Origin of the sequence: Streptomyces sp. NPDC017448 (assembly GCF_044330565.1) — a bacterium.
Taxonomy (GTDB): Bacteria; Actinomycetota; Actinomycetes; order Streptomycetales; family Streptomycetaceae; genus Streptomyces.
In genome coordinates, this window is record NZ_JBIRLM010000026.1 from 1 (window position 1) to 23,995 (window position 23,995).

The following is a 23,995-nucleotide window of genomic DNA, read 5'->3' on the forward strand; positions in this document are numbered from 1 at the left end:
TTCCGGCGAATCCCACGTTACCAGACTCTTTTCCGTTCCGTTTCCGGTCCGAATTCGATTTCCGGCGACCCGTGGAGGGGCCTTGCCTTTCGGCGTGTCCACTACGTTAGTCGATTCTCCTGGCAGCTCATAATCGAGCCGATAACGCGAATTACGGGCATGCCGAATTCGCACCCGTCAGGGCGAGGATCGTCGGTAGTGGTGGGTGGCCGCTCCGGGTGGCTCGGTTCGGTCCGATGGACCGTGCCGAGAGCTGTACCCGTGTCAAGCGGCTCGGACTACATTAGGCGTCTGCCGGGCGTGAGTCAAGCCGCCTTGCGGCTGGGGCGACGACGCGGCGCGTGGGCACGGTACGGGCTCACGGTCGGGTCCCCCTCGATCCAGAAGCGCCACGGCTGGTGGGCCCCGTCGCCCCCCACCCCGGTGCGGGGGCCGCTGCGCACCTGGTCCCGGGGCGGCGGGGTGCCGTGCAGGACGGACAGCGCCGGAGACGGGCCGCCGAAGAGGTCGCTGCCGTTCAGCTCGCGGTCGACCTCCAGGGCGGTCGCGAGACGCGCCGGTCCTTTGGCCAGTTCCTTGTCGTTGCGGGCCGAGAGGCGTCGTTCGCGCGCCAGGGCGGCCCCGACATTGATCTCACCGGCCCTGAGCAGGACTCCGCTCGCGTGGCCGTCCGGGCCGCAGACCAGGTTGAGGCAGTGCCACATCCCGTAGGTGAAGTAGACGTACGTGTGGCCGGGGGGGCCGAACATGACGCCGTTGCGCGCGGTGCGGCCCCGGAAGGCGTGGGAGCCGGGGTCGATCTCGCCCGCGTACGCCTCCACCTCGGTCAGGCGCAGCTCGATCGTGCCCGCCGGGTGGCGGCGTACGAGGGTGCGGCCCAGCAGGTCCGGGGCGACCTCCAGGACGTCGCGGTCGAAGAAGTCCCGCGTCAGCGGAGTGCGGTCGAGGTTCTCGGTCATGCCATCCGAGGGTACCGGGACCGGCCGGACGGGAACCGGCTACCGTCATGGCGCGTAAGTAGGGGTCAGGACCTAGAAGGAGTGATCATGGGCTTCAAGCGGCTGCTCGCGAGCATGGGCGCCGGTGGCGCATCGGTGGAGACCGAGCTCACCGAGGTGAACGTCGTCCCCGGCGGCATCGTGCAGGGCGAGGTGCGGATCCAGGGCGGTTCGGTCGCCCAGCAGATCGAGGGGTTGAACGTCGGGCTCCAGGCACGGGTCGAGGTCGAGGGCGGGGACCAGGAGACCAAGCAGGACATGGAGTTCACCAAGCTGAACCTGGGCGGCGCCTTCGAGGTGCAGGCGGGCGCGGTGCACGTGGTCCCGTTCGGCCTGGAGATCCCCTGGGAGACGCCGCTCACGATGTTCGGCGGCCAGCACCTGCGCGGGATGGACATCGGGGTGACCACCGAGCTGGAGATCGCCCGCGCGCTGGACTCCGGTGACCTGGACCCGATCAACGTGCACCCGCTGCCGGCGCAGGAGGCCATCCTGGACGCCTTCCGTCAGCTCGGCTTCGGTTTCCGCAGCGCGGACATGGAGCGCGGCCACATCCGCGGTACGCGTCAGCGGCTGCCGTTCTACCAGGAGATCGAGTTCGTTCCGCCGGCCCAGTACCGGGGGCTGAACCAGGTGGAGCTGACCTTCGTCGCCGACGACCGCGAGATGGACGTCGTCCTGGAGATGGACAAGAAGCCGGGGCTGTTCAGCGAGGGCAGCGACTCCTACCGGGCGTTCAAGGTGGGTCTGCACGATTACCAGCAGACCGACTGGGCCGCGTACCTCAACCAGTGGCTCGCCCAGGTCGGCGGCCAGCGCAACTGGCTCTAGCCGGCGGTACGCCCTCCCGGAGGAGGGCGGTACGCCCCCCTACAGTCGGGGAAGAAGGCAGACGAACCGATCAGGAGAGGTGCGAGACGTGACCGAGCCGAAGAGGGCCCCGCTGCCGCACGACTTCCATCCGGAGGTGCCGGCGTTCACCGTCGTGAGCGACGACCTCGCTCCGGGGGCCGTACTGGGCGACGCACAGGTGTATGCGGCCGGGAACACCTCGCCGCAGCTGCGGTGGGAGGGCTTCCCCGAGGGGACCGAGAGCTTCGCCGTGACGTGTTTCGACCCGGACGCCCCGACGGGCAGCGGGTTCTGGCACTGGGTGCTCTTCGACATCCCGGTGTCGGTGACGGAGCTGCCCGCCGGTGCGGGCAGCGGGGAGTTCAAGGGGCTGCCCGAAGGCGCCGTCCAGGCACGCAACGACTACGGGGAGAAGGAGTTCGGCGGCGCCGCGCCGCCCGCCGGGGAGAACCACCGGTATGTGTTCACGGTCTACGCGGTGGACACGGAGAAGCTCGGTGTCGACAGCGACGCGTCCCCCGCCGTGGTCGGATTCAACCTCCGGTTCCACACGCTCGGCCGCGCCCAGCTGATCGGTGAGTACCGCGCCCCCGTGGGCGATTAGTTCGTCTGCTGTTTGCCCTGCTCTGGTCTTGGAGAGATCAGAGCAGGGCATTTTTTTATTGCGTTGTCCAGCGCGGCCCGCCCGGACAGAGTTGATCCGGGCCTGCCAGGGGGCGGGCGGCACACGGGAGGTGGGCAGGATGCGTGACACGCTGGTTCTCAACGCGAGCTTCGAGCCGCTGTCGACGGTGACGCTCAACCGTGCGGTGGTCCTGATCCTGACGGACAAGGCCGTCGTCGAGCAGTCGCATCCCGGCCTCCGTATGCGTGGTGCCGCCGTGGACATTCCGGCGCCCCGGGTGATCAGGCTCTGCCGGTACGTACGGGTGCCGTTCCGAAGACAGGCGCCGTGGTCCAGGAGGGGCGTGCTGATCCGGGACCAGTACCGGTGCGCGTACTGCGGGCGGCGGGCGTCCACCGTCGACCACGTGGTGCCGCGCGCCCAGGGCGGACAGGACACCTGGCTGAACACGGTGGCCTCCTGTGCGGAGGACAACCACCGCAAGGCGGCGCGGACGCCGGAGCAGGCGGGGATGCCGCTGCTGAAGCAGCCGTTCGTCCCCTCCCCCGCCGAGGCGATGCTGCTGGCGATGGGGGCGCGCGACCGGTCGGCGCTGCCCGAATGGCTGGACCGGGCGGTGGCGGCGTAGGGCGCGGCGGGAAGGGGGCGTCGCGGTCGCGGAGGGCGGTGACGTCGTCGGTGTACGGCCGGCGGTGCGGGGGCGCCCCCGCCCCGGGGCGGGGGCGGGCACCTGTGTCAGCGGAGCAGCAGCTGGACGATGGCCACCGTGCCGACCGCGACGATGAGGCAGCGCAGCACGGTGGGGCTCAGGCGTCGGCCGACCTTGGCGCCTATCTGGCCGCCGATGGCGGAGCCGACCGCGATGAGGACGACGGCTGTCCAGTCGAAGTCGGCGACGAAGAGGAAGAACAGGGCGGCGATGGTGTTGACCACGGCGGCCAGGACGTTCTTGACGGCGTTGAGGCGCTGGATCGTGTCGTCGACCAGCATGCCCATCAGCGAGAGGTAGATGATCCCCTGGGCGGCGGTGAAGTAGCCGCCGTAGACGCTGGCGAGGGTCAGCCCGGTGAACAGGAGCGGGCCGCCGTCGGTGCGGGGCGTGGCTCCGGTGTGCTCGCGGCGGCGCTGCACGGCTTTGCTGATGCGCGGTTGCAGGATCACCAGGACGAGAGCCAGGGCGACGAGGACGGGGACGATCGTCTCGAAGGCCGTGGAGGGCAGGGCGAGCAGCAGGGTCGCCCCGGTGAGTCCGCCGATCGCGGCGCCGGCGCTCAGCTTGAGGATGCGGCGGCGCTGCCCGGCGAGCTCCTTGCGGTAGCCGATGGCCCCGCTGATGGAGCCGGGGATGAGTCCCAGGGCGTTGGACACGGTCGCGGTGACCGGGGGCAGACCGGTGGCGAGCAGGACGGGGAAGGTGATCAGGGTGCCTGAGCCGACGATCGTGTTGATCGTGCCCGCGCCGAGGCCGGCCGCGAAGACGGCGAGTATTTCCCAGATGGACAAGGCCATCCCCTTCGGTGGTCAGTGACGCCTCCCCGCCATGAAGGTCGAGGGGCCTCACTGATCATGCACGAAGGGGCCGCCGGGTCAGGAGACGGGGGGTTCCTCGCGTCGCTCCATTGCGGGGGCGGGGATGGAACCGTGGGTGTTGCCCCCGTTGCCCCCGTTGCCGCCGGTGTTGAAGCCGGGGACGCCGCCGCCGAGGTTCCCGAAGGCTCCGCTGAGGCCCTTGAGGGCGTCGCCGATCTCGCTGGGCACGATCCAGAGCTTGTTGGCGTCGCCCTCGGCGATCTTGGGGAGCATCTGGAGGTACTGGTACGAGAGGAGCTTCTGGTCCGGGTCTCCGGCGTGGATGGCCTCGAAGACCGTGCGGACGGCCTGGGCCTCGCCCTCGGCCCGCAGGGCGGCGGCCTTGGCCTCGCCTTCGGCGCGCAGGATGGCGGACTGCTTCTCACCCTCGGCGGTGAGGATCTGGGACTGCCTGATGCCCTCGGCGGTGAGGATCGCGGCGCGCTTGTCGCGGTCGGCGCGCATCTGCTTCTCCATCGAGTCCTGGATGGAGGTCGGCGGCTCGATGGCCTTGAGCTCGACGCGGTTGACGCGGATGCCCCACTTGCCGGTCGCCTCGTCGAGGACGCCGCGCAGGGCCGCGTTGATCTCCTCGCGGGAGGTGAGGGTCCGCTCCAGGTCCATGCCGCCGATGATGTTGCGGAGGGTGGTGACGGTGAGCTGCTCGATCGCCTGGATGTAGCTGGCGACCTCGTACGTCGCCGCGCGCGCGTCGGTCACCTGGTAGTAGATGACGGTGTCGATGTTGACGACCAGGTTGTCCTGAGTGATCACCGGCTGGGGCGGGAAGGGCACCACCTGTTCACGGAGGTCGATCCGGTTGCGGATCGAGTCGATGAACGGGACGACGATGTTCAGGCCCGCGTTCAGCGTGCGGGTGTAGCGGCCGAACCGCTCCACGATGGCGGCGCTCGCCTGCGGGATGACCTGGATCGTCTTGATCAGGGCGATGAAGACGAGCACCACCAGAATGATCAGAACGATGATGATCTGCATCGTGTCTCTCGTGCCCTTCGGTTGGCCGGTGGATCGCGGGGATCGGGGTCGTACCTCATGTGCGGCCGGTGGGCGGCGGGTTGCGGCTGCCGGGTCCGGGGCTCACGAAGATCGACATGATCGACTTCGAGTCTGGCAGACCTCGGCCCGCCCTGTGCACGGTTTCGGTCACATGACGACGGCCGTCGCTCCGTCGATGTCCACGACATCGACCTGGCTGCCGGGTTCGAAGACCTGGTCGCTGTCGAGCGTGCGGGCCGACCAGACCTCGCCGGCGAGCTTGATGCGCCCTTCGTGGGCCGATACCCGTTCCAGCACGACCGCCTGACGTCCTTTCAGGGCGTCGATGCCGCTGGCGTGCCCCGCCTGTCCGGCCCGGTGTCCGGCGGCGATCGGGCGTACGACGGCGATCAGCGCGACCGAGACCAGGACGAAGACCAGCACCTGGGCGACGATCCCGCCACCGAGGGCGGCGACGGCCGATGCGACCACCGCCCCGACGGCGAACATGCCGAATTCGGGCATCGCGGTCAGGACGAGGGGGATGCCCAGTCCCACCGCGCCGATCAGCCACCACACCCACGCGTCGATGTCCACCCGGTCATCGTAGGACTGTCGGTGCGTCACCGACAGGGCGCACGGAGGCCAACTGCGGTGAACCGCTTGCCGGTCGGGGTGTGGTGGCCGGTGGCGGCGCCCCCGTCAGGAGAGCGGGAGGCCGTGCGCGGTGTAGCGCTCGCCGGTGTGCTCGACGATGAGCGGGAGGCCGAAGCAGCGGGAGAGGTTGCGGGAGCTGAGCTCGGTCTCCATGGGGCCGGCCGCGAGGATCTTGCCCTGGCGGATCATCAGGACGTGGGTGAAGCCGGGCGGGATCTCCTCGACGTGGTGGGTGACCATGATCATGGAGGGGGCGTACGGGTCGCGGGCGAGGCGTCCGAGGCGGCGGACGAGGTCCTCGCGTCCGCCGAGGTCGAGTCCGGCGGCGGGCTCGTCCAGGAGCAGCAGCTCGGGGTCGGTCATCATGGCGCGGGCGATCAGGGTGCGCTTGCGCTCGCCCTCGGAGAGCGTGCCGAACCTGCGGCCCAGGTACTCGGTCATGCCGAGGCGGTCGAGGAAGGCGCGGGCGCGCTCCTCGTCGACCGCCTCGTAGTTCTCGTTCCAGGTGGCGGTCATGCCGTACGCGGCGGTGAGGACCGTCTGCAGCACGGTCTGGCGCTTGGGCAGCTTGTCGGCCATCGCCACGCCCGCCATGCCGATCCGGGGGCGGAGTTCGAAGACGTCGGTGCCGACGCCCCCGAGCTGGTCGCCGAGGATGGTGGCGGTGCCCGTGCTGGGGAAGAGGTAGCTGGAGGCGAGGTTGAGGAGGGTCGTCTTGCCGGCGCCGTTGGGGCCGAGGATGACCCAGCGCTCGCCCTCCTTGACCGACCAGGAGACGTCTTCCACCAGAGCCCGTCCGTCGCGGACCACGGATACGTCCACCAGCTCCAGTACATCGCTCATGGCGCGTTGTCTCCCCATGCAGTCTCGTCGATCGTCGCGTGCCGGTGGGCACGGCTCCCAGGGAAAACCTACGCCACCGCGCGAGTGCTTCGGCCGTGAGGGCCGTCCCCAGGCGTTGCCTAGGCTGTCGGCATGCTTGTCGAACCACGTTCAGGGTTGTTGGCCGCTTGGGGAAACGCGCTTCTGGCGGGGCTCGTCTCGCCGGACGAGGCGGCCCTCGCGATTGTCGGTGAGGACGCGGTGCACCGCGTCGAGGGGCTGCCGGGCGAGGCGGGGCCGGTCGGGCTCACGCTGGCGCTCGGCCGGTTGCGGGGTCTGGGGGTGACCGGTTTCCGGGTCGCGCTGCCGGTGCCGGGCCATCCGCTGGGGCTGAGCGGTCCGCCGGAGTTCAACGCGCGGGCGCTGGAGGCCGAGGAGGCGGTGGTCGCGTACGGAGCGCCGTACGGACTGGTGCCGGAGGTGAGCGAGGCCGGGCCGGAGGGGGATCTGCACGTCGACGTGGTGTGGCGGGTGCTGCCGGTACGGGAGGCCCCGCCGGCGGACGTGCCGTCGCTGGGCGAGGCGGAGCGGGAGCTGGCCGAGGCGCTGCGGGACGCGACGGCGGTGCTGGCGCGGCTGGACGTGGCCGGGTCGGGTCCGGTGGCGGAGGCGGCGGTGGACGCGTACCGCGCACGGGTGGAGCGGGGCGACGGGCGCGAGGTGCTGGCGCCGGGGTATCCGCCGCGCGCGGTGCGGGTGCTGGAGATGGCGCAGCGGGTGGGGCTGCTGGTCTCGGTGGCGTACGAGAACGGACACGGCGGTGCGGTGAGCGCGTCGGAGATCGCGGCGCGGGGGGACGCGTTGCGGCCGGTGGAGCGGGTGGCCCGGCGGGCCCTGGTGGCGGCGTACAACGCGTATGTGGAGGGCGGGGAGGTGGGGCGGTAGCCCTGCGGCCTCTCGTCCTCGGGCGCCGGACGGGCCGGGGCGGGTCTCCCCCGGACCTGTGGCGGCGCGGGTCCGGGCCGCCGGGTGCGGCGGAGGGGCCGTGCGGCCCCGGGTGCGGGGGCCCGTCCGCGGGCGGCGGAGGGGCCGCGCCGCCGGGCGGGTACGGGGGCGGGGGCGGGGTCAGTCCGCGGCTCCGTGGCGTACGGCCCACAGGGCCGCCTGGGTGCGGTCGGCCAGGTCGAGTTTCATCAGGATGTTCGACACGTGCGTCTTGACCGTCTTCTCGGAGAGGACGAGCGCGCGGGCGATCTCCCGGTTCGAGCGGCCGTCCGCGATGAGGCCGAGGACCTCGCGTTCCCGTTCGGTCAGGGTGCTCCCCCGCCCAGTGCCGGAGCCCGCCTCCTCCTGGGCCAGCAGCGCGCCCGCCACCTCCGGCTGGAGCAGGACGTGGCCGGCGTGCACCGAGCGGATCGCCCCGGCCAGGGCGTCCGGGTCCACGTCCTTGTAGACGTAGCCGGAGGCCCCGGCGCGCAGCGCGGGGACCACCGTGCGCTGCTCGGTGAAGCTGGTGACGATGAGGACCTTGGCAGGGTTGTCCAGCTCGCGGAGGCGGCGCAGGGCCTCGATGCCGTCGGTGCCGGGCATCTTGATGTCCATCAGTACGACGTCGGGGCGCAGCTCCTCGGTGCGGGCCACGCCCTCCGCGCCGTCGGCCGCCTCGCCGACGACCTCTATGTCCTCCTGGATCTCCAGGAACGTACGCAGTCCGCGGCGGACCACCTGGTGGTCGTCGACCAGCAGCACCCTGATGATCTTCTCAGCCACCGGGGACCTCCATCTCGATCGTGGCGCCCTTGCCGGGCTCCGAGGCAACGGTGAGCCGGCCGCCGACGCTGCTCGCCCGGTGGCGCATGGAGACGAGGCCGAGGTGGCGGCCCGCCCGTCGGACGGCGGTGGGGTCGAACCCGTGCCCGTCGTCGGTGACGCGCAGGACGGTGGCGGCGCCGCGCCGGGTCAGGGCGACCGTGACGCGTTCCGCGCCGGAGTGGCGCAGGGCGTTGTGCAGGGCCTCCTGCGCGACCCGGAGCAGCGCCTCCTCCTGGGCGGCGGGCAGGGCGCGCACCCCGTGGCTCTCGAAGGCGACCTCGGCGGTGTGCGCCCGGTCCAGGACCTGGACCTGGGTGCGGAGGGTGGCGATGAGGCCGTCCTCGTCGAGCGCGGCGGGGCGCAGCTCCACGACGGCGGCCCGCAGCTCGTCGACCGCCTCGGCGGCGAGGGCGGCGACCTGGTGGAGCTCCCCCTTGGCGCGGGCGGGGTCGCGGTCCACGAGGGCGGCCGCGGCCTGGGCGGTGAGGCGGAGCGAGAACAGCTTCTGGCTGACGGCGTCGTGCAGCTCGTGGGCCAGCCGGGAGCGCTCCTCCGCGATGGTCAGTTCGCGGCTGCGCTCGTAGAGGCGGGCGTTGGTGAGGGCGATGGCCGCGTGCTGGGCGAGGATCGAGAGCAGTTCCTCGTCCTCGGCGGTGAAACCGCAGCCGCCCTCGGGCTTGGGGCACAGCTTGTTGGCGAGGAACAGGGCCCCGATGATCTCGTCCCCGTCCGTGATGGGCAGGCCGAGGAAGTCGGACATGTCGGGGTGGGCGTCGGGCCAGCCCCCGAACCGAGGGTCCTCGCGGACGTCCGCGAGGCGTTCGGGCCCCGCCTGGTGGAGCATCGCGGCGAGGATGCCGTGCTGCCGGGGCAGCGGACCGATGGCCTTCCACTGCTCGTCGCTGACGCCGTCGACCACGAACTGGGCGAAGCCGCCGTGGTCGTCCGGGACGCCGAGGGCCGCGTACTGGGCGTCGAGCAGCTCGCGGGCGGAGGCGACGATCGTCTTGAGGACGTCGCCCACGTCGAGGTGGCGGCTCATGGCGAGCAGCGCGGCACTCACCGCGGCGAGCCCCGACGCTGGGCGATGGCTCATGGGGTCACCGTACCGGCGAGGCGAGGAGGGCCGTATCGGGCCGGGGTCGGTGGTCGGCGGGCGGCGGCCCAAGACCGGCGGGTGCGGCGGTTCGGCCGCAGGTCGTAGGACCGGCCGCCGGGCGTCCGCGCCGAAGCCGGCGGGGCGGGCGGGGGCGGGGCGCCGTCCCCCGGAGCGGCGCCCCGGGGAGGAGCCCGCGGCGGGCCGTCCCCTCCGCAGCGGCCAGGAACGTGACCCTCTGAGTTGCTTCAGCAACGAAAGGTGAGGGCGCCGGGTCGCCGATGTGAGCCCAGGCATAGGACCCACGTCACTTACGAACGCACCTAGTGGGCCGATAAGGGTGATTTGACCAGGGGAACGTCAGGGTCATTTCGGGCGAACAGGACCCTTTTCCACTACCCGCCTTCGTACGTCACACCTTTGCCATGAGATTTTGCTGCCGCTAAGAATTGCTCTCGTCCCCGACGGAGGTGCGCATCACCGCCTCCGGTCTCGTCCTCCGTGAGGACTCCTGAGTATTCGAAGAGGTAGCCCTACATGTCTGCGACTCGCATCCCCACTCGTCTCCGTCGTCTGAACAAGGTCCAGAAGATCTCCGCGGCCGGTGTGTCGGCCCTGGGCGTCGCCGCCCTGACCTTCTCGCTCGTCCCGTCGAACGGCGAGGCCGAGATCGCCCCGCAGGCGGCAGCCGCCGCCGCGCCCGTCGCGTTCACCGGCGTCACGGGCTCCGCGCAGGCCAAGACCGTGCAGGACAGCGTGATCGCGCAGCACTCCACCGCCGAGAAGCTGGTGAAGGCCGCCGACGCCGCCAAGGCGAGGGCCGCCGCCGAGACGAAGGCCAAGGCCGCCAAGGCGAAGGCCGCCGCGGAGGCGAAGGACAAGGCCGAGAAGGCCGCCCAGGCCAAGGCCGACGCGAAGAAGCGCGGCTCCGAGGCCGCCAACCGCTCCACCGCGCGCAAGCCCGTCTACGCCAACAACCTGGACGGTTGGATCCGCGAGGCGATGTCGATCATGAAGAAGGAAGGCATCCCCGGCTCCTACGAGGGGATCCACCGCAACATCATCCGTGAGTCCAGCGGCAACCGGTGGGCCATCAACAACTGGGACATCAACGCCCGGAACGGCATCCCGTCCAAGGGCCTGCTCCAGGTGATCCAGCCGACCTTCGACCGGTACCACGTCAAGGGCACCAAGAAGGACCTGTACGACCCGGTCGCCAACATCGTCGCCGCCTGCAACTACGCGGCCGACCGCTACGGCTCCATGGACAACGTGAACAGCGCCTACTGAGCCGCTGCTCCCCACCGGGCGCCGCCGGTCCGCCGGGAACCGGTCCCGGCCCGCCCGACCCAGCCGTACCCATGCCGGAGGCCGGCACCCCGCGGGGTGCCGGCCTCGGCGTCGTACCGGTGGCGCGCCGTCCGGCGACGGCGCGGGAGGAACCTACTTGCGCATGACCTCGGGCTCGTGGCGGCGCAGCAGGCGGGCGACCGCGAAGGCGCAGACGAGGGCGATCACCAGCAGCACGAAGACGTTGATCCCCCACTGGGTCGCCGTGGCTTCCCAGAGCGGGTCCAGGTCGGTCGGGTTCTTCGGATCCCACGGCGGCATCAGATGGGCCAGGTCCAGCGTGGTGCCGGCCGCGGCCACGCCCCAGCGGGACGGCATCAGCCAGGTGAGCTGCTCCAGGCCGGGGGTTCCGTACACCTGGAAGAGGACACCGGTGAACACCAGCTGGACGATCGCGAACATGACCAGCAGGGGCATGGTCATCTCGGAGGTCTTGACCATCGCCGAGATCATCAGGCCGAACATCATCGAGGTGAAGCCGAGGGCCACGATGGAGAGGCAGATCTCGACGGCCGGCGGCATGAACAGGCCCTCGGCCGGCAGGTCGCGGACGGCGAAGCAGATGCCGCAGAGGATGACGCCCTGGAACGCGGTGATCACGCCGAGCACGATCACCTTGGACGCCAGGTAGGCCGAACGGGAGAGGCCGGTGGCCCGTTCCCGTTCGTAGATGACGCGTTCCTTGATCAGTTCTCGTACGGAGCTGGCCGAACCGGCGAGGCAGATGCCGACCGCGAGGATCAGCAGGATCATTCCGGACTTGCCGTTGAACCGGGTCGGCGGGGTGGGCGCGGTCAGTCCGAACTCCGCCGGGATGACGGCGCTCAGCACACCGATCACCGCCGGCAGCGCCACCATCAGGCCGAGGAAGGCCTTGTCGGAGGCGATGACGGAGGAGTAGCGGCGCACCAGGGTCCACAGCTGCGTGCCCCAGGTCTGCGGCTTCGGGGGCCGCATCTGCTGCGGCGACGGCATGGTGACCGGCTGGGCGGCGACCGCGTCGATGTCGGCGGCGTACAGCTGGTAGTGCTGCGAACCGCGCCAGCGGCCCGCCCAGTCGTAGTCGCGGTAGTTCTCGAAGGCGGAGAAGACGTCGGCCCAGCTGGTGTAGCCGAAGAAGTTCAGCGCCTCCTCCGGCGGCCCGAAGTAGGCGACCGAACCGCCGGGCGCCATCACCAGGAGCTTGTCGCAGATCGCCAGCTCGGCCACCGAGTGGGTGACCACGAGCACCGTGCGGCCGTCGTCGGCGAGGCCGCGCAGCAGCTGCATGACGTCGCGGTCCATGCCCGGGTCGAGGCCGGAGGTCGGCTCGTCCAGGAAGATCAGCGAGGGCTTGGTCAGCAGCTCCAGGGCGACCGAGACGCGCTTGCGCTGGCCGCCGGAGAGCGAGGTGATCCGCTTGTCCTTGTGGATGTCGAGCTTGAGCTCGGCGAGGACCTCGGTGATCCGGGCCTGGCGCTCGGCCTCCGTGGTGTCGGCGGGGAAACGGAGCTTGGCCGCGTACTTGAGCGCCTTGGAGACGGTCAGTTCCTTGTGCAGGATGTCGTCCTGCGGGACCAGGCCGATGCGCTGGCGCAACTCGGCGAACTGCTTGTACAGGTTCCGGTTGTCGTAGAGGACATCGCCCTGGTCGGCGGGCCGGTAACCGGTGAGCGCCTTGAGCAGGGTGGACTTCCCGGAGCCGGACGGGCCGATGACCGCGATCAGCGACTTCTCGGGGACGCCGAAGGAGACGTCCTTGAGGATCTGCTTCCCGCCGTCGACCGTCACCGTGAGGTGGCGGGCGGAGAAGGAGACCTCACCGGTGTCGACGAACTCCTCCAGCCGGTCCCCGACCAGCCGGAACGTCGAGTGGCCGACGCCGACGATGTCGTTCGGGCCGATGAGGGCGGAGCCGGACTTGGGGAGCGGCTGACCGTTGACGTACGTGCCGTTGTGCGAGCCGAGGTCGCGGAGCTCGAAACGGCCGTCGGGCGTCGCGTGGAACTCGGCGTGGTGGCGGGAGACCTGGAGGTCGGAGACGACGAGTTCGTTCTCCAGCGCACGACCGATGCGCATGACCCGGCCGAGGGCGAGCTGGTGGAACGTGGTCGGGCTGCGGTCGCCGTAGACCGGCGGAGCCCCCGCGGCGCCACCCCGTCCCGGCCCTGCCGGGTGCCCGGGGGCCTGTTGGTGCGGCACCCCCTGGTGGGGGGGCTGCTGGTGCGGGACCTGCTGGTGAGGGGGGTGCGGCTGCTGCCACGCCTGCTGCTGGACCGGGGCCTGGTGCTGAACCGGGGCCTGGTGCTGGGCGGGCGCCTGCTGCTGGACCGGGGCCTGCTGTCCGTGCCGGCCCGCGCCGCCGCCCTGCTGCTGAGGGGGCTGCTGCACGGGCGCCTGCCCGGCGGCCGCGGCGTCGGCGCCCGTCGAGGCGCTGAGGCTCACCCGGGGCCCGTCTGTCGCGTTGCCGAGGTGCAGCACCGTGCCCGGGCCGATCTCCACCTGCTGGATCCGGCGCCCCTGCGCATAGGTGCCGTTGGTGCTGCCGTGGTCCTCGATCGACCAACCGCGGCCGTTCCAGCTGATCGTGGCGTGCCGCCACGAGACCCTGGCGTCGTCGATCGTCAGGTCGCCCTGCGGATCACGCCCCAGGGTGTACGTCCTGGACGGATCGAGCGTCCAGGTGCTGCCATTCAATTCCAGTACGAGTTCCGGCACTCCGCGCCCCACTAGTTGTCCCCCGTGTTACCCCCGTCGCAGGGAGTCTAGGGATGCTGAACATCGTGGGGAACTATTCCAGGAGCAGTCCCCTATCCGAAAGTCGGGCGGGTGAAGACCGCGCGGAGACCCGGCCGGACACCCCGATACCGGGGGTGAAAAGCGATCGGAACGGAAGAAGTCCGGACGAACATCCGTTTACCGCTCAGGGGCGACTCAATGGCTGGATAACGACGCATGAAGAAGCAGCCGTCGTGGCGGAGCACAAGACCTGTACCGGTCAGATCCGTGCTCCGCGCTCCGGCGGGTCCGACGATCGCCGCCTGCCGGGGCGGGGCCGCGTCGGACGTCGCGGTACCGCCGGGGCGATTCCGTCCGGCACTCGGGACGGTCGGCCGGAGGGGGCGGCGGGACCGATACGGTGGGAGCACCATGAGCGCATCCCAGCCATCTCAGCCCCTCCCGTCTCCTGGGCCCGTCGAGCCCCCCGAGCCCCGTCGGGTCGGCGGGGCGGGCGGTGAGCCCCCCCGGGCCGGCGACACCCCCACGCTTCTCGTCAAGATCTTCGGCAAGGACCGTCCCGGCATCACCGCCGGCCTCTTCGACACCCTCGCCGCGTACGCGGTCGACGTCGTGGACATCGAGCAGGTCGTCACCCGGGGCCGCATCGTGCTCTGCGCCCTCGTCACCCCTCCCACGGCGGGCGGGAGCACCGAGGGCGATCTGCGGGCGACCGTGCACAGCTGGGCCGACTCCCTGAACCTCCAGGCAGAGATCATCTCCGGCATCGGCGACAACCGCCCCCGCGGGGACGGCCGTTCGCACGTGACGGTGCTGGGGCACCCGCTGACCGCCGAGTCGACGGCGGCCATAGCGGCCACCATCACCTCGACCGGCGGCAACATCGACCGGATCTTCCGGCTGGCGAAGTACCCGGTCACCGCCGTCGAGTTCGCGGTGTCGGGTACCGGGACCGAGCAGTTGCGGACGGCCCTGGCGACCGAGGCCGCGGAGATCGGCGTGGACGTCGCGGTGGTCTCGGCCGGGCTGAGCCGCCGGGCCCAGCGCCTGGTGGTCATGGACGTCGACTCCACGTTGATCCAGGACGAGGTCATCGAGCTGTTCGCGGCGCACGCGGGGTGCGAGGACAAGGTCGCCGAGGTGACCGAGCAGGCGATGCGCGGCGAACTGGACTTCGAGCAGTCGCTGCACGCCCGGGTCGCGCTGCTGGCCGGTCTGGACGCCTCGGTGGTGGACAAGGTCCGCGCCGAGGTGCGGCTCACCCCCGGCGCCCGCACCCTCATCCGTACGCTGAAGCGCCTCGGCTACCAGGTCGGCGTGGTCTCCGGTGGGTTCACCCAGGTCACGGACGACCTCAAGGAACGGCTCGGCCTCGACTTCGCCTCGGCCAACACGCTGGAGGTGGTGGACGGCAAGCTGACCGGCCGGGTCGTCGGCGAGGTGGTGGACCGGGCGGGCAAGGCGCGGCTGCTGCGGAGCTTCGCCGAACAGGCCGGGGTGCCGCTGGCGCAGACGGTGGCGATCGGGGACGGGGCCAACGACCTCGACATGCTGAACACCGCCGGGCTGGGCGTCGCGTTCAACGCCAAGCCCGTGGTCCGGGAAGCCGCGCACACCGCGGTGAACGTCCCGTTCCTGGACACCGTGCTCTATCTCCTCGGCATCACCCGGGAAGAGGTGGAGGCGGCGGACGGCCTCGTCGGCTGACCGTCCGACCTCCGTCTCCGGTACGTATGCGCGGGGGCCGGGCCGCGGCCCCCGCTGTCGCACGTGTACGTGCCGGGAGCGGCCCGGAGGCCCGGTTCGGGCGGGGGCGAGGGCACGGGCCCCCGGCGCCCCCGGCGGGAAGGGGGGCGCCGGGGCCGTCGCCCAGGTGTGCGATCGGCCCCGCGGTCGGCTCAGTCGTTCGGCGTCCAGTACTCGGTGAGCCTGCCGGCCCCGTGCTCCACGCTCTTCCAGGGGCCGGGGAACTCGATCACGGCGTAGGAGGCGGTGGGGAAGCCGTCCCGGGTCATCCGGGCCAGGGCGTCGCCCTCGGCGGAACCGGAGAGGGCGTCGGCGGCCCCGTGCATGCCGGGGTTGTGGCCGATGACCAGGAGGTTGCGCACCTCGTCCGGCACCTCGTTGAACAGGGCGATCAGTTCGCCGAGGGACGCGTCGTACAGCCGCTCCTCGTAGACGGTCCGGGGGCGCTGGGCGAACTCGTGGACCGCCAGCTTCCAGGTCTCCCGCGTGCGGGCGGCGGTGGAGCAGAGGGCCAGATCGAAATCGATGCCGGAATCGGCGAGCTTGCGGCCGGCCACGGGCGCGTCCTTGCGGCCGCGTTCGGCCAGCGGACGCTCATGGTCGGAGGCCTGTGACCATTCGGCCTTGGCGTGCCGGAGAAGGACGATCCTGCGAGATGTCTCGACGCTCATACATCTCAGCTTCGCATGAAAACCGGCCTGGGGCGCAGGGTGTTGACGGGCTCGTCCAGGGAGTGGGCGGGGAGTCGGCGCACCGGCCCGCGGCTGTTCCGGCTCAGCGGAGCAGCAGCCGGAGTATGTGCTCGACCAGCTGTCCGAGCACCGGGACGCCGGTGGCGGCGTGCGCCTGTCCGGGAGTGAGGATCATGGAGAGCAGGGCGGCGAAGGCGACGGCGGGCAGGGCCAGGGCCCACCAAGGCAAGCGGACTCCGCCGCTGTCCGCGGGCGGCCGGGGAGAGCTGGGGTGCGTCGGTACCGGCATGGCCGCCTCCGTGGGGTCATCGGGTCGTCACCGAAGAACTTACGGACCGGGGGCGGCCGCTTCCATCCGGCGACCCACCCACCTGACCCTGACCCTGGCCCCCTAAGGGAAGGGGGGCTAGCCCCACCCCGGAGAGGGGAAGGGGCCGCCGGGGGCGCCGGACCTCCGAGTCCGGGCCCCGCGGGCAGCCGGGGACTCGGGGGTCAGGGCGAGGCGATCGTGGCGATCACGCCGATGACGACGGTGATGAGAAGCATGGCCCCGAAGACGAGGAGGAGCTTCTTCTGGCCGTTCTGGGGATTCGGATCGAGCACTGGCATGGGGTCAGTGTCGCATCTCAGCACTCGTCCTCGATCGTCCGGTTCCGTCCCGCGAGGACGCCGACCGCCATCTGGGGAATCATCAGTCCGGCCATCAGGGCGATCGGCAGCCCCCAGCCGCCACTGTGCTGGTAGAGGACGCCGACGAGCAGCGGGCCGGGGATCGAGAGCAGGTAGCCGGTGGACTGGGCGAACGCCGAGAGCCGGACCACACCCGCGCCGGTCCGGGCCCGCATGCCGATCATGGTGAGGGCGAGGGGGAAGGCGCAGTTGGCCACCCCGAGGAGCAGGGCCCAGGCCCAGGCCCCGGCGGCGGGGGCGAGGTAGAGGCCGCTGTAGCCGACCAGGCCGCACAGGCCGAGGGCGACGACGATGGGGCCCTGCTGCCTGAGCCGCGAGGCGACCCGGGGGATGACGAAGGCCAGCGGGACGCCCATCGCCATGGTGACCGCGAGCAGCAGTCCCGCCGTGCCGGCGGAGACGCCCGCGTCGCGGAAGATCTGCGGCATCCAGCCCATCGTGATGTACGCGGCCGTGGCCTGGAGCCCGAAGAAGCAGGCGAGGGCCCAGGCGGTGCGGCTGCGGGTGATCCGCAGGGCCGGGGCCTCCCCGCCGGGGACGGCGGAGGCGGCCGGGGCGGGCGCCGGTGTGCGGTCGCGGACGAGAACGACCCAGGGCAGCACGGCGGCGGCGGCGAGCGCGGCCCAGAGGGCCAGGCCGGTCCGCCAGTTCCCGCCCAGCGCGCCGGTGACGGGGACGGTCAGGGCCGCGGCCAGGGCGGTGCCGAGGGCCAGGGCCATGGAGTAGAGGCCGGTCATGCTGCCGACGCGGTCAGGGAACCAGCGCTTGACGATCACCGGCATCAGGATGTTGCTGACCGCGATGCCCATCAGGGCCAGCGCACTGGCGGCGAGGAACCCCGCGGTGGAGCCGATGTACGGGCGGACGGCCAGGCCGGCCGCGATGGCGGCCATGCCCGCGCAGACCACGGCGCCCGCGCCGAAGCGGCGGGCCAGGCGCGGCGCCGTCACACCGAAGACCGCGAAGCAGAGCGGCGGTACGGAGGTGAGCACCCCGGCCACGCTCCCGCTCATGTGCAGCCCGTCGCGGACCTCCTCCAGGAGCGCGCCGAGGCTGGTGATCGCGGGGCGGAGGTTCAGAGCGGCCAGGACGAGCCCCACGGCTATGAGGCGCAGCAGCCAGGGCGCCGGGGGCTCGCTCCCGTCGGCGCGCCGCGGCGCGCGGAGTTCGGGGGCGGCGCGCGGGGTCGGGGCGCTCTTCAGGGTCGGGGCCTGCGTATCGTCGTCCGGCATAGCCCCATCATAGAATCATGGGATGATTGATTGTCCACTCCGTTCCCCCTCGACCGCCCGGGCCGCCTGAGAGAATCCGGCCCCACCCCCTTCCCTCCCGGCCCTCGCCGGGCGGGACCCGAGCAAGGAGCACCATGGCGTTGACGTCCCCGCGGCGTTCGGCACTCTCCGACCAGGTGATCGCCCAGCTGAGGAATCAGATCACCTCGGGCGAATGGCCCGTCGGCTCGCGGATCCCGACCGAGCCCGAGCTGGTCGAGCAGCTGGGCGTGGCCCGCAACACCGTCCGCGAGGCGGTACGGGCCCTCGCGCACAACGGACTCCTGGACATCCGGCAGGGCTCCGGCACGTACGTGATCGCCACGAGCGAGCTGGCCGGGGTGATGCACCGCAGGTTCGCCGCCGCCGACCCGCGGCACATCGCCGAACTGCGCTCGACGCTGGAGTCCTCGGCCGCTCGGCTGGCGGCGGTCCGGCGCACCGAGCGGGACCTGCGGCAGCTGGACACCGTGATGGCGCGCCGGGAGGCGGCCTGGGCCTCGGGCGACACGGAGGCGTTCGTCGCGGCGGACGCCACGCTCCACCTGGCGGTGGTCGCCGCCTCGCACAACGACGTGCTGAGCGAGCTCTACGCCGACCTCGGGGACCTGCTGCGCGACTACCTGCGCGGCGACGTGGGCCCCGAGCTGCGGCCGGAGAACCACATGGACCACGCCCGGCTGGTCGAGGCGATCCGGGCGGGGGACGCGGAGACGGCGGCCTCCGAGGCGGCGAGTCACGCGCTGAAGTGGCTGGAGCCGCGCGCCGAAACGGGCGGCTGAGGGCTGGGCGCCCCGGGCGCGGCGGCCCCGGCCGACCAGCCCCGCACCGGGGCAGGGCCCCCCTCGGGCGCCTCCCCCGCCGTCCGCCGGCCGGGCCGCCCCTCCCCCGGGCCCTTCACGGCGGGGCGGGGCGGTGGCTGACCCAGGCCGCGGCGATCTCCTTCCAGCAGCGGTCCTCCAGCCGTACGGTCCGGCCGGGCTCCACCGCGATCGCCTCGCCGTCCGCGTCCACGTCCCACCACCGGTCGCATTCGGTGTGCAGCCGGACCAGGTCGACGGAGGGGTAGGGGTTGTGGCAGTACGCGACGACCCGGGAGCCCTCGATGGAGGTACGGCACTCCGAGCCGGCCGGTTCGGGCTTCGGCGGCTCCGCTCCCGCACCGGAGTCGGCACCGCGGGCGGCGTGGACCCCCAGCGGCAGGGCGAGGGCGGCGGCGGCCAGCGGGGCGAGCAGGAGGAGACGGGTCCGTCGGCGCGTGGGGCGCACAGCGTTCTCCCTCCCGCAGCCTGACCAGAAGTCCGGTTCCTCCCCATTCTGCGGTGGATCGGCGGACTTTTCGACCGGAGCGTCGGCGGGGGCTCACGGAGCGTCAACGGCCCCCGGCCGCGTACCGCCCCCGGGAGCCGGGAGCGGTGACGCGGCCGGGGGCCGTCAGCCTGGGGCGGTCGCGGTCAGGCGCCCATCATGTGCACGCCGCTGTCGACGTGGATGATCTCGCCCGTGGTGCGCGGGAAGAAGTCGGAGAGCAGGGCGACGATGCTGCGGCCGGCCGGCTCCGGGTCGTTCATGTCCCAGGCCAGCGGGGCGCGGGTGTTCCAGACGTCGGCCAGCTCCTCGAAGCCCGGGATGGACTTGGCGGCCATGGAGCGGAGCGGTCCGGCGGAGATCAGGTTGCAGCGCAGCCCGTCCTTGCCCAGGTCGCGGGCGAGGTAGCGGGAGGTGGCCTCCAGCGCGGCCTTGGCCGGGCCCATCCAGTCGTACTGCGGCCAGGCGTACTGGGCGTCGAAGGTGAGGCCGACGATCGAGCCGCCCTCGCTCATCAGCGGCTTGCAGGCCATGGCGAGCGACTTCAGGGAGAACGCCGAGACGTGCATCGCGGTGGCGACGGACTCGAACGGCGTGTTGAGGAAGTTGCCGCCGAGCGCGTCCTGCGGTGCGAAGCCGATGGAGTGGACGACGCCGTCCAGCGAGCCGAGCTCCTCGCGCACCAGGCCCGCGAGCCGGTCCAGGTGCTCCTGGTTGGTCACGTCCAGCTCGATGACCTTGGCCGGCTTCGGCAGCTTCTTGGCGATGCGCTCGGTGAGCGTGGGGCGGGGGAAGGCCGTGAGGATGACCTCGGCGCCCTGCTCCTGGGCCACCTTCGCGGCGTGGAACGCGATGGACGACTCCATCAGCACCCCGGTGATCAGGATGCGCTTGCCGTCGAGAATTCCGCTCATGGTGATCAGTGACCCATGCCCAATCCGCCGTCAACGGGAATGACGGCTCCAGTGATGTACGACGCGTCGTCGGAGGCGAGGAAGCGCACCGCGGCGGCGATCTCCTCGGGCCGGGCGTAACGGCCGAGCGGCACCTGGGCCACGATGCCCTTGCGCTGCTCCTCGGTGAGCGCCTGGGTCATGTCGGTGTCGACGAAACCGGGCGCGACGACGTTGAAGGTGATGTTCCGCGAACCGAGTTCACGGGCCAGCGACCGGGCGAAGCCGACCAGCCCGGCCTTGGAGGCCGCGTAGTTGGCCTGGCCGGCCGAGCCGAGGAGGCCGACGACGGAGGAGATCAGGACGACGCGGCCCTTCTTGGCGCGCAGCATGCCGCGGTTGGCGCGCTTGACGACCCGGAAGGCGCCGGTGAGGTTGGTGTCGACGACGGAGGTGAAGTCGTCCTCCGACATCCGCATCAGCAACTGGTCCTTGGTGATGCCGGCGTTGGCGACCAGCACCTCGACGGGACCGTGCTTCTCCTCGATCTCCTTGTAGGCCTGCTCCACCTGTTCGGCGTCGGTGATGTCGCAGCGGACCGCGAGGACACCGGCGTCGGTGAGGAGCTGGGGGGGCTCTCCGGAGCGGTGGGTGATCGCGACCCGGTCGCCGTTGTCGGCGAAGGCGCGGGCGATGGCGAGGCCGATGCCCCGGTTTCCTCCGGTGACGAGAACCGAGCGGCTCATCGGATCACCCTTTCCTTGGCTGTCTGGTACGCCGAAAACCTATCGGTACCGTGCGTGGATCGTGGAATCGGGCCCTGACAGTGGCTTGTCCGGGGTGCTGTCGGGTTCCTACAGTCCGTGGCGATGCGTGGTCGCTCCACGTGTCCGCGATATCCCCCGGTGCGGCCACCCCGGGGCGTGGTTCACTGCCGTGATGGATCGAGAAGGGAACTCCCCGTGCCCCACGAGGTAGATCAGTCATTCCTGGCACTGCCGTCGCGCGCGCTGGCCGACGCGGCGCTCGCCCGGGCGCGGGCGCTCGGCGCGACGCACGCCGATTTCCGGCTGGAGCGGGTGCGCAGCGCCGCCTGGCGGCTGCGGGACGCGCGGCCGGCCGGGGCGTCCGACAGCACGGACCTCGGCTACGCGGTGCGCGTGGTGCACGGCGGGGCGTGGGGGTTCGCCTCGGGCGTGGACCTGACGATGGACGCGGCCGCCAAGGTGGCCTCGCAGGCCGTCGCGATGGCGAAGCTGTCGGCGAAGGTGATCGCGGCGGCCGGCTCCGAGGAGCTGGTGGAGCTGGCGGACGAGCCGTCGCACGGTGAGCGGACCTGGGTCTCGGCGTACGACGTCGACCCCTTCTCCGTACCGGACGAGGAGAAGGCGGCGCTGCTCGCCGAGTGGAGCGGGCGGCTGCTGGGCGCGGAGGGCGTCGCGCATGTGGACGCGTCCCTGATGGCCGTGCACGAGAACAAGTTCTACGCGGACACGGCGGGCACCGTCACCACGCAGCAGCGGGTGCGGATCCACCCGCAGTTCACCGCCGTGGCGGTGGACGGCACGACCGGGGAGTTCGACTCGATGCGGACGATCGCCCCGCCGGTGGGCCGGGGCTGGGAGTACCTCACCGGGACCGGCTGGGACTGGGACGCCGAGTTGGAGGAGATCCCGGGGCTGCTGGCGGAGAAGATGCGCGCGCCGGGCGTGGAGGCGGGGACGTACGACCTGGTCGTCGATCCGTCGAACCTGTGGCTGACCATCCACGAGTCGGTCGGCCACGCCACCGAGCTGGACCGGGCGCTGGGGTACGAGGCGGCGTACGCCGGCACCTCGTTCGCCACCTTCGACCAGCTGGGCAAGCTGGCGTACGGCTCCCCCGTGATGAACGTGACCGGCGACCGCACGGCCGAGCACGGGCTCGCGACGATCGGGTACGACGACGAGGGCGTGGAGGCGCAGTCGTGGGACCTGGTGAAGGACGGCACGCTGGTCGGCTACCAGCTGGACCGCCGGATCGCGAAGCTGACGGGGCTCGGCCGCTCCAACGGCTGCGCGTTCGCGGACTCGCCGGGCCACGTCCCCGTACAGCGCATGGCGAACGTGTCGTTGCGGCCGGAACCGGGCGGGCTGTCCACGGAGGACCTGATCGGCGGGGTCGAGCGCGGCATCTACGTGGTCGGCGACCGGTCGTGGTCCATCGACATGCAGCGCTACAACTTCCAGTTCACCGGGCAGCGGTTCTTCCGCATCGAGAACGGCAGGCTCGCCGGTCAGCTGCGCGATGTGGCGTACCAGGCGACGACCACGGACTTCTGGGGCTCGATGGAGAAGGTCGGCGGACCGCAGACGTACGTCCTGGGCGGCGCGTTCAACTGCGGCAAGGCCCAGCCGGGCCAGGTCGCGGCGGTCTCGCACGGCTGCCCCTCCGCCCTCTTCCGGGGCGTCAACATCCTCAACACGACGCAGGAGGCCGGACGATGAGCCGCGTCAGCAAGCCGTACGAGATCGTCGAGCGGGCGCTGGAGCTGTCCACCACGGACGGCCTGGTGGTCATCGCCGACGAGCAGTCCTCGGCCAATCTGCGCTGGGCGGGCAACGCGCTCACCACGAACGGGGTGACCCGGGGCCGGACCCTCACCGTCATCGCGACGGTGGACGGGGCGCGGGGGACGGCCTCGGGCGTCGTCTCCCGGTCCGCCGTGACCACCGGTGACCTGGAGCCCCTGGTACGGGCCGCCGAGGCCGCCGCCCGGGGCGCGGGGCCGGCGGAGGACGCGCAGCCGCTGGTGAGCGGGGCGCCCTCCTCCCCCGACTTCACGGACGCGCCCGCCGAGACCGGTTCGGAGGTCTTCACGGAGTTCGCCCCGGCGCTCGGCGACGCCTTCGCCCGCGCCCGGTCCGGGGGCCGCGAGCTGTACGGCTTCGCCCACCACGAGATGACCTCCACCTACCTGGGGACGTCGACGGGGCTGCGGCTGCGCCACGACCAGCCGAACGGGACGCTGGAGCTGAACGCGAAGTCGCCGGACCGTACGCGCTCCGCGTGGGCGGGCCGGGCCACCCGGGACTTCACGGACGTCGACCCGGCGGCGATGGACGCCGAGCTGGCGCGGCGGCTGCGCTGGGCGGAGCGGCGTATCGAGCTGCCCGCGGGCCGGTACGAGACGCTGCTGCCGCCGACCGCCGTGGCCGACCTGCTGATCTACCAGTTCTGGTCGTCGACCGCGCGGGACGCGGTGGAGGGCCGGACGGTGTTCTCCACGCCGGGCGGCGGCACCCGGCTGGGCGAGAGGCTCTCGCCGCTGCCGCTCACCCTCCGCAGCGACCCGCACGCGCCGGGTCTGGAGTCGGCGCCGTTCGTGATCGCCCACTCCTCCGGCGACAGCGGCTCCGTCTTCGACAACGGGCTGCCGCTGGCCTCCACGGACTGGGTCCGGGAGGGGAAGCTGGAGCGGCTGACGACCACCCGGCACTCGGCGGCCCTGACCGGGCTCCCGGTCGCCCCGGCCGTCGACAACCTGCTGCTGGAGGGCGGCGGCGAGCGGTCGCTGGAGGAGATGGTCGCCGCAACAACGGGGCGGGCGCTGCTGCTGACCTGCCTCTGGTACATCCGCGAGGTGGACCCGGCGACGCTGCTGCTGACCGGGCTGACCCGGGACGGCGTCTACCTGGTCGAGGACGGCGAGGTCGTCGGCGAGGTGAACAACTTCCGGTTCAACGAGTCGCCGGTGGACCTGCTGTCGCGGGCCTCGGAGGCCGGGCGTACGGAGAAGACGCTGCCGCGCGAGTGGGGCGACTGGTTCACCCGGGCGGCGATGCCGGCCCTGCGCATCCCGGACTTCAACATGAGCTCGGTCAGCCCGGGGGTGTGACCCGCCTAGACTGCATGGTGGAT

Annotated in this window: 24 protein-coding genes; 9 read left to right on the forward strand and 15 right to left on the reverse strand. The window is 71.8% G+C overall.

Going from position 1 to position 23,995, the window contains the following annotated elements; genetic code table 11:
- Positions 1-305: 305 nt before the first annotated feature.
- Entirely contained in the window at positions 306-959 is a 654-nt protein-coding gene (locus tag ACH4K1_RS29890; protein WP_398092676.1) for a DNA-3-methyladenine glycosylase, read from the reverse strand.
- 87 nt (positions 960-1,046) lie between these two features.
- On the opposite strand from ACH4K1_RS29890, the gene ACH4K1_RS29895 reads away from it, so the two are divergent.
- From ACH4K1_RS29895 to ACH4K1_RS29905, 3 genes are all read left to right on the forward strand, one after another.
- Positions 1,047-1,829 (forward strand): sporulation protein, encoded by a 783-nt coding sequence (locus ACH4K1_RS29895; protein WP_228994283.1) that lies wholly within the window; start codon positions 1,047-1,049, stop codon positions 1,827-1,829.
- 88 nt (positions 1,830-1,917) lie between these two features.
- Positions 1,918-2,454, forward strand: a complete 537-nt coding sequence (locus ACH4K1_RS29900; RefSeq protein WP_398092677.1) for a YbhB/YbcL family Raf kinase inhibitor-like protein — start codon at positions 1,918-1,920, stop codon at positions 2,452-2,454.
- A 139-nt stretch (positions 2,455-2,593) separates the two neighbouring features.
- Positions 2,594-3,103 (forward strand): HNH endonuclease, encoded by a 510-nt coding sequence (locus tag ACH4K1_RS29905; RefSeq protein WP_398092678.1) that lies wholly within the window; start codon positions 2,594-2,596, stop codon positions 3,101-3,103.
- 107 nt (positions 3,104-3,210) lie between these two features.
- Here the strand turns inward: ACH4K1_RS29905 and ACH4K1_RS29910 are convergent, their stop codons facing one another.
- The 4 genes from ACH4K1_RS29910 to ACH4K1_RS29925 all read right to left on the reverse strand — a co-directional run bounded on the left by ACH4K1_RS29910 (position 3,211) and on the right by ACH4K1_RS29925 (position 6,540).
- Positions 3,211-3,984 (reverse strand): sulfite exporter TauE/SafE family protein, encoded by a 774-nt coding sequence (locus ACH4K1_RS29910; RefSeq protein ID WP_398092679.1) that lies wholly within the window; start codon positions 3,982-3,984, stop codon positions 3,211-3,213.
- Positions 3,985-4,062: 78 nt separating this feature from the next.
- Positions 4,063-5,040, reverse strand: coding sequence for an SPFH domain-containing protein (locus ACH4K1_RS29915; protein ID WP_398092680.1), 978 nt, complete (start codon positions 5,038-5,040; stop codon positions 4,063-4,065).
- A gap of 168 nt (positions 5,041-5,208) precedes the next feature.
- On the reverse strand, positions 5,209-5,637 hold the full coding sequence (locus ACH4K1_RS29920) for an NfeD family protein (RefSeq protein ID WP_398092681.1): 429 nt from the start codon (positions 5,635-5,637) through the stop codon (positions 5,209-5,211).
- 105 nt (positions 5,638-5,742) lie between these two features.
- Positions 5,743-6,540 (reverse strand): ABC transporter ATP-binding protein, encoded by a 798-nt coding sequence (locus tag ACH4K1_RS29925; RefSeq protein WP_398092682.1) that lies wholly within the window; start codon positions 6,538-6,540, stop codon positions 5,743-5,745.
- Between the two features lie 132 nt (positions 6,541-6,672).
- Here ACH4K1_RS29925 and ACH4K1_RS29930 point away from each other — a divergent pair, with 132 nt between their 5' ends.
- A complete protein-coding gene (locus ACH4K1_RS29930) occupies positions 6,673-7,464 on the forward strand; it encodes a hypothetical protein (protein ID WP_398092683.1) in 792 nt (263 codons plus the stop codon).
- Between the two features lie 180 nt (positions 7,465-7,644).
- Here ACH4K1_RS29930 and ACH4K1_RS29935 read toward each other — a convergent pair whose 3' ends face one another.
- Positions 7,645-8,289, reverse strand: a complete 645-nt coding sequence (locus ACH4K1_RS29935; RefSeq protein WP_228994276.1) for a response regulator transcription factor — start codon at positions 8,287-8,289, stop codon at positions 7,645-7,647.
- Positions 8,282-9,427, reverse strand: a complete 1,146-nt coding sequence (locus ACH4K1_RS29940) for a GAF domain-containing sensor histidine kinase (RefSeq protein WP_398092684.1) — start codon at positions 9,425-9,427, stop codon at positions 8,282-8,284. The genes ACH4K1_RS29935 and ACH4K1_RS29940 overlap by 8 nt, the downstream gene beginning before the upstream one ends.
- A 537-nt stretch (positions 9,428-9,964) precedes the next feature.
- On the opposite strand from ACH4K1_RS29940, the gene ACH4K1_RS29945 reads away from it, so the two are divergent.
- Complete coding sequence (locus ACH4K1_RS29945) at positions 9,965-10,717, forward strand: transglycosylase SLT domain-containing protein (RefSeq protein ID WP_398092685.1); 753 nt, start codon at positions 9,965-9,967, stop codon at positions 10,715-10,717.
- Between the two features lie 153 nt (positions 10,718-10,870).
- On the opposite strand, the gene ACH4K1_RS29950 is transcribed toward ACH4K1_RS29945, so the two are convergent.
- Positions 10,871-13,486: an FHA domain-containing protein gene (locus ACH4K1_RS29950; protein ID WP_398092686.1), complete on the reverse strand. Its 2,616-nt coding sequence runs from the start codon at positions 13,484-13,486 to the stop codon at positions 10,871-10,873.
- Between the two features lie 420 nt (positions 13,487-13,906).
- On the opposite strand from ACH4K1_RS29950, the gene serB reads away from it, so the two are divergent.
- Positions 13,907-15,202 (forward strand): phosphoserine phosphatase SerB, encoded by a 1,296-nt coding sequence (gene serB, locus ACH4K1_RS29955; RefSeq protein ID WP_228994272.1) that lies wholly within the window; start codon positions 13,907-13,909, stop codon positions 15,200-15,202.
- 191 nt (positions 15,203-15,393) lie between these two features.
- On the opposite strand, the gene ACH4K1_RS29960 is transcribed toward serB, so the two are convergent.
- From ACH4K1_RS29960 to ACH4K1_RS29975, 4 genes are all read right to left on the reverse strand, one after another.
- Positions 15,394-15,912 carry a histidine phosphatase family protein gene (locus ACH4K1_RS29960; protein WP_228994271.1) on the reverse strand — a complete coding sequence of 173 codons (519 nt, stop codon included), beginning with the start codon at positions 15,910-15,912 and terminating at the stop codon, positions 15,394-15,396.
- Positions 15,913-16,015: 103 nt separating this feature from the next.
- Positions 16,016-16,222 (reverse strand): hypothetical protein, encoded by a 207-nt coding sequence (locus ACH4K1_RS29965; RefSeq protein WP_398092687.1) that lies wholly within the window; start codon positions 16,220-16,222, stop codon positions 16,016-16,018.
- A 203-nt stretch (positions 16,223-16,425) separates the two neighbouring features.
- Positions 16,426-16,542, reverse strand: a complete 117-nt coding sequence (locus ACH4K1_RS29970) for an SGM_5486 family transporter-associated protein (RefSeq protein WP_007446146.1) — start codon at positions 16,540-16,542, stop codon at positions 16,426-16,428.
- 17 nt (positions 16,543-16,559) lie between these two features.
- Positions 16,560-17,855, reverse strand: a complete 1,296-nt coding sequence (locus ACH4K1_RS29975) for a CynX/NimT family MFS transporter (RefSeq protein ID WP_398092688.1) — start codon at positions 17,853-17,855, stop codon at positions 16,560-16,562.
- Between the two features lie 134 nt (positions 17,856-17,989).
- Here ACH4K1_RS29975 and ACH4K1_RS29980 point away from each other — a divergent pair, with 134 nt between their 5' ends.
- Complete coding sequence (locus tag ACH4K1_RS29980) at positions 17,990-18,676, forward strand: FadR/GntR family transcriptional regulator (RefSeq protein WP_398092689.1); 687 nt, start codon at positions 17,990-17,992, stop codon at positions 18,674-18,676.
- Positions 18,677-18,791: 115 nt separating this feature from the next.
- On the opposite strand, the gene ACH4K1_RS29985 is transcribed toward ACH4K1_RS29980, so the two are convergent.
- From ACH4K1_RS29985 to fabG, 3 genes are all read right to left on the reverse strand, one after another.
- Positions 18,792-19,163, reverse strand: coding sequence for a hypothetical protein (locus ACH4K1_RS29985; protein ID WP_398092690.1), 372 nt, complete (start codon positions 19,161-19,163; stop codon positions 18,792-18,794).
- A 185-nt stretch (positions 19,164-19,348) separates the two neighbouring features.
- Positions 19,349-20,116, reverse strand: a complete 768-nt coding sequence (fabI, locus tag ACH4K1_RS29990) for an enoyl-ACP reductase FabI (protein WP_006123573.1) — start codon at positions 20,114-20,116, stop codon at positions 19,349-19,351.
- 5 nt (positions 20,117-20,121) lie between these two features.
- The gene (fabG, locus tag ACH4K1_RS29995) at positions 20,122-20,841 is read right to left on the reverse strand and encodes a 3-oxoacyl-[acyl-carrier-protein] reductase (RefSeq protein WP_228994265.1); all 720 of its coding nucleotides are present in this window, start codon (positions 20,839-20,841) and stop codon (positions 20,122-20,124) included.
- Between the two features lie 216 nt (positions 20,842-21,057).
- Here fabG and ACH4K1_RS30000 point away from each other — a divergent pair, with 216 nt between their 5' ends.
- Together ACH4K1_RS30000 and ACH4K1_RS30005 are read left to right on the forward strand one after the other, a co-directional pair.
- Positions 21,058-22,581, forward strand: a complete 1,524-nt coding sequence (locus ACH4K1_RS30000; RefSeq protein ID WP_398092691.1) for a TldD/PmbA family protein — start codon at positions 21,058-21,060, stop codon at positions 22,579-22,581.
- Entirely contained in the window at positions 22,578-23,972 is a 1,395-nt protein-coding gene (locus tag ACH4K1_RS30005; RefSeq protein WP_398092692.1) for a metallopeptidase TldD-related protein, read from the forward strand. The genes ACH4K1_RS30000 and ACH4K1_RS30005 overlap by 4 nt, the downstream gene beginning before the upstream one ends.
- The last annotated feature ends 23 nt before the right edge of the window (positions 23,973-23,995 follow it).